The organism is Bacillus sp. Bwzl_19, assembly GCF_054900515.1.
On sequence record NZ_CM142729.1, the window covers coordinates 73,681 to 90,869 of the forward strand.

Consider the following 17,189-nt stretch of genomic DNA (forward strand, 5'->3'; position numbering starts at 1 on the left):
GGCGAAGATGGGACTAATCGTATCACCGGGAGGAATGTATGTGAATAAGGGACATTTAAATCAAGTTCTGCTGATTACAGATGGCTGCTCCAATCATGGCGAAGACCCGATCGCAATGGCGGCTTTCGCCAAGGAGCAGGGGATTACGGTGAATGTTATAGGAATTATGGAAGAAAACGCGATTGACCAAGAGGCAATGAAGGAAGTTGAAGGCATCGCCATGGCCGGAGGCGGCGTCCACCAAGTTGTGTATGCATCTCAATTGTCTCAGACGGTTCAAATGGTGACGAAAAAAGCAATGACCCAGACACTGCAGGGTGTCGTCAATCAAGAGCTTAAACAAATTTTAGGGAAAAACGTTGAAATGGAAGAGCTTTCTCCGGAAAAACGCGGCGAAGTGATGGAAGTGGTTGATGAGCTCGGCGAAACGGTTCATCTGCAAGTGCTTGTACTGGTTGATACGAGTGCCAGCATGGCGCCAAAACTGCCGACGGTGAAAGAAGCGCTGATCGATCTTTCCATCAGTTTAAATTCCCGGGCCGGACACAATGAATTTGCAATGTGTATATTTCCCGGGAAAAGCCAGGAAGTTGAGCTTGTGCTGAATTGGACGCCGAAGCTTGAATCCCTTTCTGCACTCTTTGCGAAGCTGTCAACCGGCGGAATCACCCCTACGGGTCCCGCTATCCGGGAAGCGACACAGCAGTTTGAGAGAATCCGCTCAAGAAGGAGCATGTTGGCAGATGATGAACGACGCTTTGACGAGTTTGGCATGTAGTCTGGCACCGGGGACGGCAATTCAGGGCAAATGGAACGGCAAATCCTACAGATTGCTCAAACAGCTTGGCAAAGGGGCTAACGGTATTGTATATCTGGCAGAAGCATCAGGCGGACATGTCGCTTTGAAAATAAGCAGCGACAGCATGTCTGTTACCTCTGAAGTGAATGTCTTGAAATCCTTTTCAAAGGCCCGGTCGCAAACGATGGGGCCTTCTTTTTTTGATGCGGACGATGCGTTTATTCCGCAGCTGAATAAAAATGTATCTTTTTACGTGATGGAGTACATAGAAGGGCCGCTTCTTCCGCAATATATCAGCAGTAAGGGAACAGAGTGGATTCCGGTGCTGATGGTTCAGCTTCTTTCCAGTCTGTCAGTCCTTCATCAGCAAGGATGGGTCTTTGGCGACCTCAAGCCGGAAAACCTCATTGTAACCGGACCTCCGGCTGCCATTCGCTGCATTGATGTAGGGGGAACGACAAAACAGGGCCGCGCAATTAAAGAGTATACGGAGTTTTACGACAGGGGCTATTGGGGGTATGGAACAAGAAAAGCAGAACCATCCTATGACTTGTTTGCTGTAGCGATGATCATGATCCACTGTGTTCAGAAGAAAGAGTGCAAGAAGACAGGCAAGCCGAAAGAGCAGCTTCGGTCCATCATTGAAGGCCATCCGTTTTTGAATAAGTATAAGAAGGTTCTGTTTTCTGCTTTAAACGGCCAATATCCTTCGGCGGAAGCCATGAAGCATGATATCCTGACGGCGGGGCAGTGTATCGGGAGCAAAAGGAAGGATGCCGCAAAGCCTAAGCCGCCGCAAGCAAAACCGCGGCAGGGCACTGTTTCTCAGACCCGGTATAAACCTAAACAAAAACCCGCAAAAAACAATGGTTTATTTGAAACAACACTCATTTTAATCAGCGTTCTCGCCCTTTATTTCGCTTACATCGTCTTTTTTCTCATCTAATGCCGGCCGGACGCCTGAGCTCATGCTTCTTCTTTGCTTGGAGGGAATGAAAGTGATAGGATATGTATATCTTTAAAAAACCTGCTCATCGTGAGGGGGACATTGTGAAAAGCGTGGAAGATTTTTTCAAAACATATCATCTTCAGGCGGAGGGGGAAACGATTATTGCCGGGGTCTCCGGAGGCCCAGATTCAATGGCGCTTCTCAGTATGCTGAATAAGCACTTCGGGAAGTCCTCCGTTATCATAGCGGCGCATGTCGACCATCAGTTCAGAGGATCTGAATCTGAAGAAGATATGAAGTTTGTGCAGTCATACTGCGAGGCGGAACACATTCTCTGCGAAACGGTCCAGATTGATGTTTCTGCATACGCAAAGAAGAATAAGCTGAACAAGCAGGCTGCCGCGCGTGATTGCAGATATCAGTTTTTCAAAGATCTGATGGCAAAGCACCAAGCGAAGTTTTTAGCGTTGGCTCATCATGGAGATGATCAAGTTGAGACCATGCTCATGAGGCTTGCGAAAGGCACGCTCGGGGCAGGGCTTGCGGGAATGCAGCCCGTCCGCGAATTTGCTTCCGGTTTGCTGATCAGGCCTTTCCTCTATGCGGCAAAGGATGAAATCCTTGAATACTGCCGTCAAGAAAGACTGTCCTACAGAACGGATGAGAGCAATACAAAGGACGATTATACAAGAAACAGATTCAGAAAGACCGTGCTTCCTTTTTTAAAACAAGAATCACCTGACGTTCATAAAATGTTTCAAAAAGTGAGTGAAGCACTGACAGAAGACGAACAATACTTGCAGTCATTAACGAAAGAACGAATGAATAAGGTTATTACAAGCAAGTCTGACACATCAGTTGAAGTCAGCTCCTCTCAATTGCTTGCCCTTCCGATACCTTTACAAAGAAGAGGAGTTCAACTAATATTAAACTATCTTTATGAAAACGTTCCATCGTCGTTTTCCGCCCGCCACATACAGCAGTTTCTTGAATGGGCAGAAAACGGAAGCGCTTCTGGGGTGCTTGATTTTCCGAAAGGGCTGAAGGTGGTCAAATCATATCAGACATGTTTGTTTACATTTGAACAATGGCAATGTGAAAAGGTTCCCTTTGAGCTGCAGCTGCAAGGAGCGGAAGGCGAGACTGCTGTTCTGCCCAACGGCTTTATGATAGAGGTGGCCGATCAGGCTGACCCTCATATCACAAATGGGAATGCTGTTTTTATGACAAGCAGAAATAAGGTGCAATTTCCTTTAACAATCCGGACGAGAAAAATCGGTGACCGGATCAAACTTAAAGGGATGAATGGCTCGAAAAAGGTAAAAGATATATTTATTGATCATAAACTGCCTCTGCGTGATCGGGACGTATGGCCGATTGTAACGGATGCAAGCGGTGAAATTATCTGGCTGCCTGGCTTGAAAAAATCCATCTTTGACGATCTTGTGATTCCAAACAGTGACCGCATTGTATTACAATATAGACAGCATGAAAAGTGTAGGGGGCAAGCATTAACATGAAACAAGATATCGAAAAAGTGCTGATTTCAGAAGAAGAGATCCAGCAGAAAGTAAAACAGCTTGGAGAACAATTAACAAGCGAGTACAGCGACACGTTTCCGTTGGCAATCGGTGTATTAAAGGGAGCGCTTCCTTTTATGGCTGATCTTATAAAGCATATTGATACATATTTGGAAATGGACTTCATGGATGTATCAAGCTACGGAAATTCCACGGTTTCTTCCGGAGAAGTCAAAATCATCAAAGATTTGGATACATCTGTAGAAGGCCGGGACATCTTAATCATTGAAGATATTATCGACAGTGGGTTAACCTTGAGCTATCTCGTAGAACTCTTCCGATATCGTAAAGCGAAATCAATTAAGATTGTTACCCTGTTGGATAAACCAAGCGGAAGAAAAGCGGACATTAAAGCAGACTTCGTAGGCTTTGAAGTTCCTGACGCGTTTGTTGTGGGTTACGGACTTGATTATGCCGAACGCTATCGCAATCTGCCTTACATCGGAGTGTTAAAACCGGCGATTTATGAAAGCTGATCGGCTGCCTGCTTCCGAGATGGTTATCGGTTGTATTGGAATGATTTTCTATGGTACTATTGAACATAGTTGTGCTTACTGTGGGAGGAGGTAAGGAATGAATCGGGTCTTCCGTAATACCATTTTTTATTTACTTATTTTATTAGTAGTAATCGGGGTTGTGAGTTACTTCCAGACTTCAAACCCGAAAACAGAAAATATGTCGTACAGTACGTTTATCAAGAATCTCGATGAAGGGAAAGTTGACAGCGTATCGGTTCAGCCTGTCAGAGGTGTTTATGAGGTAAAAGGACAGCTGAAAAAATATGACAAAGACCAGTACTTTTTAACACATGTTCCTGAAGGAAAAGGAGCAGACCAGATATTTGACGCAATTAAAAAGACGGACGTAAAAGTTGATCCCGCACAGGAAACAAGCGGGTGGGTGACGTTCTTAACGACGATCATTCCGTTTGTCATCATCTTTATTCTGTTTTTCTTCCTGCTCAATCAGGCTCAGGGCGGCGGAAGCCGTGTCATGAACTTCGGAAAGAGCAAAGCGAAGCTGTATACGGAAGAAAAGAAACGCGTGAAGTTTAAAGATGTAGCCGGCGCGGATGAGGAGAAGCAGGAGCTTGTTGAGGTTGTTGAGTTTCTGAAAGATCCTCGCAAATTTGCCGAGCTTGGCGCGAGAATTCCTAAAGGCGTACTGTTGGTCGGACCTCCGGGAACCGGTAAGACATTGCTTGCGAGAGCATCAGCCGGTGAAGCGGGCGTTCCTTTCTTCAGCATCAGCGGATCTGACTTCGTTGAAATGTTTGTCGGTGTCGGTGCTTCCCGTGTTCGTGATTTATTCGAAAATGCGAAAAAGAACGCGCCCTGCCTGATCTTTATTGATGAGATTGACGCTGTGGGACGTCAGCGCGGCGCCGGTCTTGGCGGCGGGCATGATGAACGCGAACAGACGCTGAACCAGCTGCTTGTAGAGATGGACGGTTTCAGTGCGAATGAAGGAATCATTATTATCGCTGCGACAAACCGTGCGGACATTCTGGACCCTGCATTGCTCCGTCCAGGACGTTTTGACCGTCAGATTACGGTAGACCGTCCGGATGTCATCGGCCGTGAAGCCGTATTGAAGGTCCATGCGAGAAACAAACCGCTTGATGAGACGGTGAACTTAAAAGCAATTGCTTCAAGAACACCTGGTTTCTCAGGCGCCGATTTAGAAAACCTTCTTAACGAAGCGGCACTCGTTGCTGCCCGTCAAAACAAGAAGAAAATTGACATGCGCGACATTGATGAAGCAACGGACCGTGTCATTGCGGGCCCTGCGAAGAAAAGCCGCGTCATTTCGAAAAAAGAACGCAATATCGTGGCGTACCACGAAGGCGGTCACACCGTTATCGGACTTGTGCTGGATGAAGCCGATATGGTTCATAAAGTAACGATCGTTCCGAGGGGGCAGGCAGGCGGATACGCAGTCATGCTTCCGAGAGAAGACCGTTACTTCCAGACAAAACCTGAACTTCTCGATAAAATTGTCGGTCTTCTGGGCGGACGCGTTGCCGAGGAAATTATCTTCGGCGAAGTCAGCACGGGGGCTCACAATGACTTCCAGCGGGCAACGAACATTGCCAGAAGAATGGTGACAGAGTTCGGTATGTCAGAAAAACTCGGACCGCTTCAGTTCGGTCAATCTCAAGGCGGTCAAGTATTCCTGGGCCGGGATTTCAACAACGAGCAAAACTACAGTGATCAGATCGCTTACGAAATCGATCAGGAAATTCAACGCATCATTAAAGAATGTTATGAGCGTGCGAAAACAATCCTGACTGAAAATCGCGATAAGCTTGAATTGATTGCTCAGACATTGCTTGATGTGGAAACATTAGATGCGGAACAAATCAAGCATCTTGTGGATCACGGAAAACTCCCAGAGCGAAATTTCTCAGATGACCATCTTCAAAAAGACGATGTGAAAGTAAACATTCTGTCTAAAACAGAAGACGAAAAGAAGGACGAACCGAAAGAATAGTTCGCATTCTGATATGAAAACCGCCGGCATATACCGGCGGTTTTTTTACTGGTTCCGTTTTGTTTACAAAAGAGCCGCAGATCGTGTATGGTATTGTAGAATGTTGAAAATGTTATGATTAGAAACTATTCAAAAGTGGTGATAGAGGTTGTTACTGGTTATAGATGTGGGGAACACCAACACCGTGATTGGTGTATATCATGATGGGGAATTAGAATATCATTGGCGTATAGAAACGAGCAGACACAAAACGGAAGATGAATTCGGCATGCTGCTCCGCTCCTTATTTGGACATTCCGGACTCATGTTTGAACAAATTGAAGGGATTATCATCTCATCCGTTGTGCCGCCGATCATGTTCTCTTTAGAAAGAATGTGCACAAAATACTTTCACATCGAGCCGCAGGTTGTCGGCCCGGGGATGAAAACAGGTTTAAATATAAAATATGACAATCCGAAAGAAGTGGGGGCAGATAGGATCGTCAACGCCGTTGCGGCAATTCAGCAGTATGGCGGCCCATTAATTGTCGTTGACTTCGGAACGGCGACGACGTATTGCTACATTGATGAAAACAAGCAATATATGGGCGGCGCGATTGCTCCCGGCATTACGATTTCAACGGAAGCGCTCTACTCCCGTGCGGCCAAGCTTCCGAGAATTGAAATTGCCCGTCCGGATAATATCATCGGCAAAAACACGGTAAGCGCCATGCAGTCCGGCATCCTTTTCGGCTATGTCGGACAAGTTGAAGGCATAGTGAAGCGGATGAAATGGCAGGCCAAACAAGAACCGAAAGTCATTGCGACAGGCGGACTTGCATCATTGATCGCGAACGAATCAGACTGTATTGATATTGTTGACCCGTTTCTCACTCTGAAAGGGCTTGAAATCATTTATGAGCGAAATCGCGTGGGTCACGTATAGGAGGTAAACGATGGATTATTTAATTAAAGCAATTGCATATGACGGTAAAGTACGGGCTTATGCAGCCAGAACGACAGATATGGTAAATGAAGCGCAAAGAAGGCATGACACATGGCCGACGGCATCAGCCGCAATCGGCCGGACGATGACAGCTTCTCTGATCCTCGGAGCGATGCTGAAGGGTGAAGATAAGCTGACCGTCAAGATAGAAGGCGGCGGCCCGATCGGTGCCATTGTCGCAGATGCGAACGCAAAGGGTGAAGTCAGAGCCTACGTATCAAATCCGCACGTTCATTTTGACCTCAATGAACAGGGGAAACTGGATGTCAGACGGGCGGTAGGAACGGACGGAACCCTTAGTGTTGTAAAAGATCTGGGCTTGCGTGACTATTTTACGGGACAAGTAGAGATTGTCTCAGGCGAACTCGGTGACGACTTCACATACTACCTAGTTTCTTCTGAACAAGTCCCTTCATCCGTCGGTGTAGGTGTGCTTGTAAACCCTGATAACACAATTCTCGCTGCGGGCGGCTTCATTATCCAGCTTCTCCCGGGAACCGATGAAGAAACCATTTCAACAATCGAAAAGCAATTATCTCAAATCGAACCGATTTCTAAATTAATTCAAAAAGGCCTGACACCGGAAGAAATCTTAGAAGAAGTACTGGGTCAAAAACCGGACGTACTCGAGACCATGCCGGTCAAATTTCACTGTTCTTGTTCAAAAGACCGATTCGAAGCGGCTATTTTAGGACTAGGCAAAAAAGAAATACAAGATATGATAGAAGAAGACGGAAAAGCCGAAGCGGTTTGCCATTTTTGTAATGAGAAATATTTATTTACAAAAGAAGAACTGGAAGAGCTTCGTGACGAAACAACCCGCTAGCTCTTTAGCGGGTTGTTCTATTTTATTAAAGGGATGGGGTAGATTTTGAAACCGAGAACACTTTTGACAATTATTGTAGCGGCGCTGTTAGTATGCAGCGTGGCAGTCGCGTATAAGTTAACAAAATCCCAAGCCGCGGGATCATCTGAAGAATCCATCGCGACAATCGGTGATAAACATATCACGAGGCAAGACTGGATGAAAAAGATGGAAGATGAGTACGGAAAATCAACTCTGGAAGACATGATTAATACACAAGTAGTGGAAAAACTTGCGAAAAAGAATAAACTCACAGTGTCAAACAGCGAACTGGAGAGAGAATTTCTTTTAATCAAAGCTGTGAATAATTCATTTTATGAAGACAGTCATATTACGGAAAAAGAATGGAAAGACCAGATCCGCTACAACATTCTTCTTGAAGAACTGCTGACGAAGGATATCGATATTTCGGATAAGGAAATGCAATCATTTTATAATAAAAATAAAGAACTGTATCAATTCGATGATTCCTACAGAATCCGGCATATCGTCGTTAAAAGCAAAGAAGAAGCGGACAGGGTTCTGGCTGATTTGAAAGGCGGTTCCAGCTTTGAAGCCGTCGCCGCAGAGCGTTCCACAGACAGATACACGTCTCAGTATGGCGGAGACCTCGGCTTTGTGACAGAAAACCAGGAGAATATCCCGCCGGCATATATCACAGAAGCCAAAAACCTTAAAGAAAATGAATGGTCGGCTGAACCGATTAAAGTTTCTTCAGGATATGCGGTCATTCAGCTGAAAGAAAAGCTTAAAGCGAGAACTTTCTCATACAATGAAGTGAAGAGCCAAATCAGACGCCAGATCGCGATGGATCAATTAGGTGATAAGGCGACGGTCAAAACGCTGTGGAAAGAGGCGGGGGTCTCTTGGTTCTACGGGGAAAAAAGAACTAAATGATTGACAAAAAATTTTGAAATTGATAACTTGTATTTATAATACCAATAAATTTAGTCGGAAATTGAGGTGTCCAATATGGTTCGTATTGCAAATTCTATTACTGAACTAATCGGTAATACTCCTATTGTGAAATTGAATCGCCTGACGGATGAAAACAGCGCAGATGTATATCTGAAGCTTGAATACATGAATCCGGGCAGCAGCGTAAAAGACCGTATCGGAGTGGCGATGATTGAAGCGGCTGAAAAAGAAGGGAAATTAAAAGCCGGCGACACAATCATTGAACCGACAAGCGGAAATACAGGAATCGGTCTTGCGATGGTGGCTGCGGCAAAAGGCCTCAGAGCGATCCTCGTTATGCCTGATACGATGAGTATGGAGCGACGCAATCTGCTGCGCGCATACGGGGCGGAGCTTGTACTGACTCCCGGCGCAGAAGGAATGAAGGGCGCCATTAAAAAGGCGGAAGAACTTGCGGAGGAACACGGCTATTTTGTGCCTCAGCAATTCAACAATGCGGCAAACCCGGAAATTCACCGTCAAACAACGGGGAAAGAAATCGTAGAACAGTTTGGAGAAGACCAGCTTGACGCGTTCGTGGCCGGTATCGGTACGGGCGGAACCATCACGGGAGCGGGTGAAGTGCTGAAAGAAGCATATCCATCCATCAAAATTTATGCGGTAGAGCCGGCGGACTCTCCAGTTCTTTCTGGCGGAAAACCGGGTCCGCATAAAATTCAGGGTATCGGTGCGGGTTTTGTCCCTGAAACATTGAACACGGACATTTATGATCAGATCATTCCCGTTAAAAACGAGGACGCATTTGAATATGCCCGTAAAACGGCAAAAGAAGAAGGGATTCTCGGCGGTATTTCTTCCGGAGCAGCCATTTACGCGGCGCTGGAAATCGCGAAAAAACTGGGAAAAGGCAAGAAAGTGCTTGCGATCATCCCTAGTAACGGAGAGCGTTACTTAAGCACACCGCTATATCAGTTTGAATAGAGACATACACACGGCTCCCGGCTGTATCCGGGAGTTTTTTTGTGCCTGAAGCATCGAAAATCCAAAAAACGTTTCGAATTCTATCGTTGGAAGAGAAATTCACTTTTTTCACCAGTGTGATTGCTATAAAATAAAACTAGAGAAAAACGAAGCAGAGGATTGATAAGATGGCACAACGCAGACCGGCAGGAAGAAGAATACCTTTTACGAAACAAGCATTTTTACAGCAGTATGAAAACCTTTCGAAATCGAGAAAACGGCATGTTCTGCTCGAAAGCGCGAGAGGGGGAAGATTCAGTATAGCCGGTCTAGATCCGATTGCGTCCGTCAAGGGGAAAGACGGAATTACGACAATCAAGCATGAAGGGGAAACGCTGTTTAAAGAAGGTGACCCGCTGCGGGCCTTTCATGAGTGGTTTGAGGCGCTTGGGACGGAAACAAACGATGAGTTCCCGGACTTCCAAGGCGGCGCAATTGGCTTTATCAGTTACGACTACGCCCGATATATTGAGAATTTTAAGATGCTGTCTTTAGATGATTTGGAAACACCTGATATTTACTTTCTCGTTTTTGACGATGTGGCCGTTTATGACCATGAGGAAGAGGCGTTATGGCTCATTACTCATACCGAATCGGAAGAAGCGGAGCTTGCGGAAGAGAAGCTGTCCGGCTTAGAGGATATGTGGTGTTCCCTCCAAACGGAGGACGAGCCTTATTCACCGCTGAACCGGGACGGAGACGGATCGTATGCCGCTCCGTTCACTGAAGAAGGATTTTCACAGGCTGTAGAACAAATTAAACAATATATTGTGAGCGGTGATGTGTTTCAGGTTAATTTGTCCATCAGGCAATCCCAGTCCTTATCCGTTCATCCGTATGAAGTGTATAAACATTTGAGAAACGTTAATCCGTCTCCTTACATGGCCTATCTGGAGACGCCGGGTTTTCAAGTGATATGCGGGTCGCCGGAGCTATTGGTAACAAAAAAGGGGAAGAAGCTTGAAACGAGACCGATCGCGGGTACGCGTTCAAGAGGAAAAGACGATGCTGAAGACAAGGCGCTTGCTGATGAATTAATTCACAATGAAAAAGAACGTGCGGAACACGTCATGCTTGTTGATCTTGAGCGCAATGATCTCGGGCGCGTATCGCGCTACGGCTCCGTGCGGGTGAACGAGTTTATGGCGATCGAAAAGTACTCCCACGTCATGCATATCGTGTCAAATGTACAGGGAGAACTGCAGGACGGATATGACGCGACAGATATTATTCATGCGGTTTTTCCGGGCGGCACCATCACGGGAGCGCCCAAAGTGAGAACGATGGAAATTATAGAAGAGCTTGAGCCGACAAGACGAGGGCTTTATACTGGATCTATAGGCTGGTTTGGATTTAACGGAGATTTGCAGTTTAACATTGTAATCCGGACGATCTATGCAGCCGGCGGACATGCTTTTATGCAGTCCGGGGCAGGAGTGGTCATTGACTCGGTTCCGAAGCACGAATACAAGGAATCGTTCAAAAAAGCTTTTGCAATGAAAAAGGCATTAGAGCTGAGCGAAGAAGAGACAAAAAATCAGATGAGGTGAGCAGAGATGATATTAATGATTGACAATTATGATTCATTTACGTACAACTTGGTTCAATATTTGGGTGAGCTGGGGGAGGAACTGATCGTCAGACGGAATGACGAGATTACGATCGAGCAGATTGAAGAGCTGGCGCCGGATTTCTTGATGATTTCACCTGGGCCGTGCAGTCCGGATGAAGCGGGGATCAGCCTCGAGGCCATCAAACATTTTGCCGGCAGCATTCCTATTTTCGGCGTATGTCTCGGACATCAGTCGATCGCACAAGTATTCGGCGGCGACGTCGTCAGAGCGGAACGGCTCATGCACGGCAAAACGTCAGAGATTATGCATGACGGGCAGACAATTTTTAAAGGCCTGCAAAATCCGCTGGTCGCCACGCGGTACCACTCGCTTATTGTCAAAGCGGATACATTGCCGGCCTGCTTTACGGTATCCGCTCAAACCAAAGAAGGAGAAATTATGGCAATCCGCCATAATGAGCTTCCTGTTGAAGGTGTTCAGTTCCATCCGGAATCCATCATGACCTCCTTCGGCAAAGAGATGCTCAGAAACTTTATAGAGACACACCGCAAGAAGGAAGTGACGGTGTGATTATATATTTGAATGGTCAATATATAGAGGAGAAAGAAGCGGCGCTTTCTCCTTTTGACCATGGTTATCTGTACGGGATCGGCGCGTTCGAGACGTTCAGGCTTTACAGCGGCCGGCCGTTTCTGCCGGATGCGCATGTCGCCAGGCTCAACAGGGCGCTTCGGGATCTGCAGATTGCGTATGAGGTGAACAAGCGGGAGCTGCTTGATATGCTTGACAGCCTCTTGCTCCTCAATGACATAGAGGACGGCAGCGCGCGTGTCCGGCTTAACGTCTCCGCCGGTGTCAGCGATAAGGGATTTACTGCCCAGACTTATGAAAAGCCGACCGTCCTTTGTTTCGTCAACCGGCTCAATCCGGAAGCCCTGCCTGTTCAAAAAGAAGGCAAGCTTCTCTCTGTCCGGAGAAATACGCCTGAAGGATCTTTTCGGTTAAAATCCCATCACTATTTAAACAACATGTACGCTAAACAGGAAATCGGCAATGATCCGAATCTTGAAGGGATTTTCCTGACCGGAGAAGGAGATGTCGCGGAAGGCATTGTCTCCAATGTGTTTTGGCGAAAAGGAGACAAGGTCTTCACGCCATCCTTGGATACAGGCATTCTCGACGGTGTAACGAGGCAGTTTGTCATTGATGAATTAAAACGGCAGGGGACAGAAGTCATTGAAGGCCGATTCCGCTTTCAATCAATGCTTGAAGCGGATGAAGCATGGATGACAAACTCCGTCCTTGAAATCATCTCGTTTTCTAAAATAGAGGAAGTGCCGCTTCCCGGAGCGGACGGTAAAACAGTGCAATTGCTCCGTGCGCAGTATCAGCGGGAAATAAACAAAATGAATGTATAGGAGGAGGAACAAAATGGCGCAGCAAACAATTGAACAGCCTAAACTGATTCATACAAAAAAAGGCGCTCTGTCCTATAAAGAGAAGACACTCGTTATGGGGATATTAAATGTAACGCCAGACTCCTTCTCTGACGGCGGTAAATACGACAGTACGGAAAGGGCGCTTCTCCATGCGGCGAAGATGGCTGAAGAAGGGGCGCACATCATAGATATCGGCGGAGAATCGACAAGGCCCGGCGCATCACTCGTGTCGGCTGATGAGGAAATGTCACGTGTAATCCCCGCCATAGAGCGGATCACAAGCGAACTGGACGTTCCGATTTCAATTGATACGTACAAAGCGTCCGTAGCAGACGAAGCGGTCAAAGCGGGGGCCTCCATCATTAATGACATCTGGGGGGCGAAAGGTGATCCTGACATGGCGTCAGTAGCCGCCGCACACGGTGTTCCGATTATCTTAATGCATAATCGCAAGGAGAGAAACTATAACGATCTGATTCCTGATATGCTCGCAGACTTGATGGAAAGTGTAAAAATTGCCGCAGAAGCCGGCGTTTCAGATGAAAACATGATTCTGGATCCGGGGATCGGCTTCGCGAAAAACTATGAGGACAATCTGGCTGTCATGAACAAGCTGGAGGTGTTCAGCGGGTTAGGGTATCCGCTGCTCCTCGCGACATCGAGAAAAAGATTCATCGGCCGAGTGCTTGACCTTCCTCCTGAAGAACGTGCCGAGGGGACGGGAGCGACAGTATGCCTTGGCGTCCAGAAAGGCTGCGACATTGTGAGGGTGCACGATGTCAAGCAGATCGCGAGAATGACTAAGATGATGGATGCTATGTTGAATAAAGGAGGCGCACATCATGGATAAAGTATATGTAGAAGGTATGGAGTTTTACGGATATCACGGCGTGTTCGAAGAAGAAAATAAACTCGGTCAGCGCTTCAAAGTAGACCTGACTGCCGAGCTGGATTTGAGCAAAGCGGGACAAACGGATGACCTTTCTTATACCATTAACTATACGGAGCTTTACAGTGTCTGCCGCGGCATCGTTGAGGGCGAGCCCGTCAATTTGGTCGAGACGCTTGCGGAACGGATCGCAGACACGGTTCTTAAGAAATTTGAGCCTGTGCAGCAATGTACGGTAAAGGTTATTAAGCCTGATCCGCCGATTCCCGGCCATTATAAATCAGTAGCCATAGAAATGACGAGAAAGAAATCATGAACAACACGGCATATATCGGCCTCGGCTCCAATATGGGCGATCGTGAACACTATTTGCGCCAGGCAGTGGCCATGCTCAGCCGGCAGGATGGCGTGACGGTGTCAAAAGTGTCCTCCATATATGAAACGGATCCCGTCGGCTATGAGGATCAGGATCAGTTTCTCAATATGGCGGTTGAAGTGAAAACGGCATTATCCCCTTTTGACCTTCTTGATGTGACGCAGAGCATTGAAGCAGAATTAGGAAGAACGAGGGAGATCCGCTGGGGGCCGCGAACGGCAGACCTTGACATTTTGCTGTATAATCGTGAAAATATTGAAACAGAGCGGCTGATTGTTCCGCATCCGAGAATGTATGAGCGCTTATTTGTCCTTGCGCCGTTAAAAGAAATTTGTCCTCAGGCGGATCATATCACCATAAGCGCTGAAACAAACCAAGAAGGTGTAAGAGTATGGAAGCAGAAATCTGGGGTAGACGAATTCGTGCATTCAGAAAGCTGAAGGGGTATACTCAAGAAGGGTTTGCAAAAGCGATAGGTATATCAGTTTCCATTCTCGGCGAGATTGAACGCGGAAACCGTTTGCCGTCAGCTGTGATCATTCGTGATGCTGCTGATGCTTTAAATATAAGCGCGGAGGAATTGGCTCCGCCTCAAAATGCACGAAAGGAGGTCGATTAATGTTTAAAATCGGTGATATTGAATTGAAAAACAGAGTAGTTCTTGCTCCGATGGCCGGAGTCTGCAATGCCGCATTCCGTCTTACTGTTAAAGAATTCGGAGCGGGACTCGTATGTGCGGAAATGGTCAGTGACAAAGCCATTCTGTACAACAACGCGAAAACAATGGGAATGCTCTTCATCGAGGAGAGAGAAAAACCTCTCAGCCTTCAGATTTTCGGAGGAGAGAAAGAAACCCTTGTAGAAGCGGCTAAGTTTGTCGATCAAAATACGACGGCTGATATTATTGATATTAACATGGGATGTCCTGTGCCGAAGATTACAAAATGCGATGCAGGGGCAAAATGGCTTCTCGATCCGAACAAAATTTATGAAATGGTATCCGCAGTAGTAGATGCTGTTGATAAACCCGTCACAGTGAAAATGCGAATGGGTTGGGATGAAGATCACATTTATGCCGTGAAAAACGCCCAGGCCGTTGAACGCGCCGGCGGAAAAGCCGTTGCGCTGCACGGCCGCACAAGAGTGCAAATGTATGAAGGCACTGCGAACTGGGATATCATTAAAGAAGTAAAACAATCCCTCTCTATTCCTGTCATCGGAAACGGCGATGTCAAAACGCCTCAGGACGCGAAACGCATGCTCGAGGAAACCGGTGTTGACGGTGTCATGATCGGCCGTGCCGCACTCGGCAACCCGTGGATGATCTACCGTACGGTTCAGTATCTTGAAACCGGTGAGTTAAAAGACGAACCGAAAGTCCGTGAAAAAATGTCAGTATGTAAGCTGCACTTAGACCGCCTGATTAAGTTAAAAGGCGAAAAAGTGGCAGTCAGAGAAATGAGAAAACACGCTGCCTGGTATCTGAAGGGCGTCAGAGGCAATGCGGAGGTCCGCAACGGAATCAACCATTGTGAGGCGCGTGATGAGTTTGTGCAGCTTTTAGATGCATTTACGGCTGAAGTAGAGGCAAAAGAGCTTCAAGATGCAAAAGTAGGTTAATATACACCCTCTATTGCTGCTCACTGCCAGCTTACCGCTGGCAGTTTTTCTGCTTTTTCATGAAATCAAAATGTAACGGAGTGATACCAATGAGTCAAGAAGAGCAAAATCATGAGGAATTGAACGACCAGCTGCAAGTCAGACGCGATAAAATGAACCAGCTGAGAGAAAACGGCATTGATCCTTTCGGCGAACGTTTCGAGAGAACACATCAATCTCAGCAGATCATTGACGCCTATCAGGAGCTTTCTAAAGAAGAACTTGAAGAAAAAGCGATCGAAGTTACCATTGCAGGCCGTATGATGACAAAGCGCGGAAAAGGAAAAGCCGGCTTTGCGCACCTGCAGGACTTAGAGGGCCAAATTCAAATCTACGTAAGAAAAGACAGTGTCGGCGAAGAACAATATGAAATCTTTAAATCTTCAGACCTCGGAGACGTTATCGGCATCACCGGGAAAGTTTTCAAAACAAACGTAGGCGAGCTGTCTGTCAAAGCGACATCTTTTGAACTGCTGACAAAAGCACTGCGTCCTCTTCCTGATAAATATCATGGATTAAAAGATGTAGAACAGCGTTACCGTCAGCGCTACCTTGATCTCATCGTAAATCCTGACAGCAAACAAACGTTTATCACACGCAGCAAAATCATCCAAGCGATGAGAAGATACTTAGATGACCATGGATACTTAGAAGTTGAAACACCTACGATGCACAGCATACCGGGAGGAGCGTCTGCACGCCCGTTCATCACGCATCATAATGCGCTCGATATGCCTCTTTATATGCGTATTGCGATTGAGCTGCATCTGAAACGCCTTATCGTCGGCGGATTAGAAAAAGTCTACGAAATCGGCCGCGTGTTCCGTAATGAAGGTGTTTCTACACGCCACAATCCTGAATTCACGATGATTGAGCTGTATGAAGCGTACGCCGATTATAAGGATATTATGAGCCTGACGGAAAACCTCGTTGCACATATTGCGCAGGAAGTGCTGGGAAGCACCACAATCCAGTACGGCGAAGAGCAGATTGATCTGAAACCTGAATGGAAACGACTCCATATGGTAGATGCCGTCAAAGAAGCGACAGGCGTAGATTTCTGGAATGAGATGACTGTTGAAGAAGCGCGAAGCCATGCAAAAGAACATGGCATCGAGATCACAAACTCAATGACAGTGGGCCATATCATCAATGAATTCTTCGAACAAAAAATTGAAGAAACACTCATTCAGCCGACATTTATTTACGGACATCCTGTAGAGATTTCTCCTCTCGCTAAGAAAAATCCTGAGGACCCTCGTTTTACAGACCGTTTCGAGCTGTTTATCGTCGGCCGTGAGCACGCTAACGCGTTTACGGAGCTGAATGACCCTATCGATCAGAGAGAACGCTTTGAAGCGCAATTGAAAGAAAGAGAAGAAGGAAACGATGAAGCGCATATGATGGATGAAGACTTCGTTGAAGCTCTTGAATACGGCATGCCGCCGACCGGAGGATTGGGTATCGGCATCGACCGCCTCGTCATGCTGTTAACAAATGCTCCGTCTATCAGAGACGTTTTATTATTCCCTCAAATGAGACATCGCTAATAAAAGTGAAAGCGCCGTTTCTGCATATCGCAGTACGGCGCTTTTTTAGAAACAAGTCGTTTGTAAAACTTTTTTGATTTTCTTTTTAAAAAA

At 46.6% G+C, this 17,189-nt stretch carries 18 protein-coding genes; all 18 read left to right on the forward strand.

What is annotated here, in order from left to right:
• Positions 1-40: 40 nt before the first annotated feature.
• The 18 genes from ACW5MY_RS00400 to lysS all read left to right on the forward strand — a co-directional run bounded on the left by ACW5MY_RS00400 (position 41) and on the right by lysS (position 17,096).
• Positions 41-778, forward strand: coding sequence for a vWA domain-containing protein (locus ACW5MY_RS00400; protein WP_013350772.1), 738 nt, complete (start codon positions 41-43; stop codon positions 776-778).
• Positions 744-1,745, forward strand: coding sequence for a protein kinase domain-containing protein (locus ACW5MY_RS00405; RefSeq protein WP_013350773.1), 1,002 nt, complete (start codon positions 744-746; stop codon positions 1,743-1,745). Before ACW5MY_RS00400 ends, ACW5MY_RS00405 begins: the two co-directional genes overlap by 35 nt.
• 104 nt (positions 1,746-1,849) lie before the next feature.
• Positions 1,850-3,268, forward strand: a complete 1,419-nt coding sequence (tilS, locus tag ACW5MY_RS00410; protein ID WP_014469605.1) for a tRNA lysidine(34) synthetase TilS — start codon at positions 1,850-1,852, stop codon at positions 3,266-3,268.
• Positions 3,265-3,804, forward strand: a complete 540-nt coding sequence (hpt, locus tag ACW5MY_RS00415) for a hypoxanthine phosphoribosyltransferase (protein ID WP_013350775.1) — start codon at positions 3,265-3,267, stop codon at positions 3,802-3,804. The genes tilS and hpt overlap by 4 nt, the downstream gene beginning before the upstream one ends.
• 97 nt (positions 3,805-3,901) lie before the next feature.
• Positions 3,902-5,821: an ATP-dependent zinc metalloprotease FtsH gene (gene ftsH, locus ACW5MY_RS00420; RefSeq protein ID WP_013350776.1), complete on the forward strand. Its 1,920-nt coding sequence runs from the start codon at positions 3,902-3,904 to the stop codon at positions 5,819-5,821.
• Between the two features lie 148 nt (positions 5,822-5,969).
• A complete protein-coding gene (locus tag ACW5MY_RS00425) occupies positions 5,970-6,746 on the forward strand; it encodes a type III pantothenate kinase (protein WP_462061648.1) in 777 nt (258 codons plus the stop codon).
• Positions 6,747-6,756: 10 nt separating this feature from the next.
• Positions 6,757-7,632, forward strand: a complete 876-nt coding sequence (gene hslO / locus ACW5MY_RS00430; protein WP_013350778.1) for an Hsp33 family molecular chaperone HslO — start codon at positions 6,757-6,759, stop codon at positions 7,630-7,632.
• Positions 7,633-7,677: 45 nt separating this feature from the next.
• Entirely contained in the window at positions 7,678-8,568 is an 891-nt protein-coding gene (locus tag ACW5MY_RS00435) for a peptidyl-prolyl cis-trans isomerase (RefSeq protein WP_013350779.1), read from the forward strand.
• Between the two features lie 75 nt (positions 8,569-8,643).
• Positions 8,644-9,570, forward strand: coding sequence for a cysteine synthase A (gene cysK / locus ACW5MY_RS00440; RefSeq protein ID WP_013350780.1), 927 nt, complete (start codon positions 8,644-8,646; stop codon positions 9,568-9,570).
• Between the two features lie 167 nt (positions 9,571-9,737).
• Positions 9,738-11,159: an aminodeoxychorismate synthase, component I gene (gene pabB / locus ACW5MY_RS00445; protein WP_289394077.1), complete on the forward strand. Its 1,422-nt coding sequence runs from the start codon at positions 9,738-9,740 to the stop codon at positions 11,157-11,159.
• Positions 11,160-11,165: 6 nt separating this feature from the next.
• Positions 11,166-11,753 carry an aminodeoxychorismate/anthranilate synthase component II gene (pabA, locus tag ACW5MY_RS00450; RefSeq protein WP_289394078.1) on the forward strand — a complete coding sequence of 196 codons (588 nt, stop codon included), beginning with the start codon at positions 11,166-11,168 and terminating at the stop codon, positions 11,751-11,753.
• Positions 11,750-12,601: an aminodeoxychorismate lyase gene (gene pabC / locus ACW5MY_RS00455; protein WP_289394079.1), complete on the forward strand. Its 852-nt coding sequence runs from the start codon at positions 11,750-11,752 to the stop codon at positions 12,599-12,601. Before pabA ends, pabC begins: the two co-directional genes overlap by 4 nt.
• A 13-nt stretch (positions 12,602-12,614) precedes the next feature.
• On the forward strand, positions 12,615-13,472 hold the full coding sequence (gene folP / locus ACW5MY_RS00460) for a dihydropteroate synthase (RefSeq protein ID WP_269390550.1): 858 nt from the start codon (positions 12,615-12,617) through the stop codon (positions 13,470-13,472).
• Complete coding sequence (gene folB, locus ACW5MY_RS00465) at positions 13,465-13,827, forward strand: dihydroneopterin aldolase (protein ID WP_289394080.1); 363 nt, start codon at positions 13,465-13,467, stop codon at positions 13,825-13,827. The genes folP and folB overlap by 8 nt, the downstream gene beginning before the upstream one ends.
• Positions 13,824-14,327 carry a 2-amino-4-hydroxy-6-hydroxymethyldihydropteridine diphosphokinase gene (gene folK, locus ACW5MY_RS00470; RefSeq protein WP_013350786.1) on the forward strand — a complete coding sequence of 168 codons (504 nt, stop codon included), beginning with the start codon at positions 13,824-13,826 and terminating at the stop codon, positions 14,325-14,327. Before folB ends, folK begins: the two co-directional genes overlap by 4 nt.
• Positions 14,279-14,506 carry a helix-turn-helix domain-containing protein gene (locus tag ACW5MY_RS00475; RefSeq protein WP_014469610.1) on the forward strand — a complete coding sequence of 76 codons (228 nt, stop codon included), beginning with the start codon at positions 14,279-14,281 and terminating at the stop codon, positions 14,504-14,506. The genes folK and ACW5MY_RS00475 overlap by 49 nt, the downstream gene beginning before the upstream one ends.
• A complete protein-coding gene (gene dusB / locus ACW5MY_RS00480; protein WP_193351200.1) occupies positions 14,506-15,507 on the forward strand; it encodes a tRNA dihydrouridine synthase DusB in 1,002 nt (333 codons plus the stop codon). Before ACW5MY_RS00475 ends, dusB begins: the two co-directional genes overlap by 1 nt.
• 89 nt (positions 15,508-15,596) lie before the next feature.
• Positions 15,597-17,096: a lysine--tRNA ligase gene (gene lysS, locus ACW5MY_RS00485; RefSeq protein ID WP_013350788.1), complete on the forward strand. Its 1,500-nt coding sequence runs from the start codon at positions 15,597-15,599 to the stop codon at positions 17,094-17,096.
• Positions 17,097-17,189: the final 93 nt, after the last annotated feature.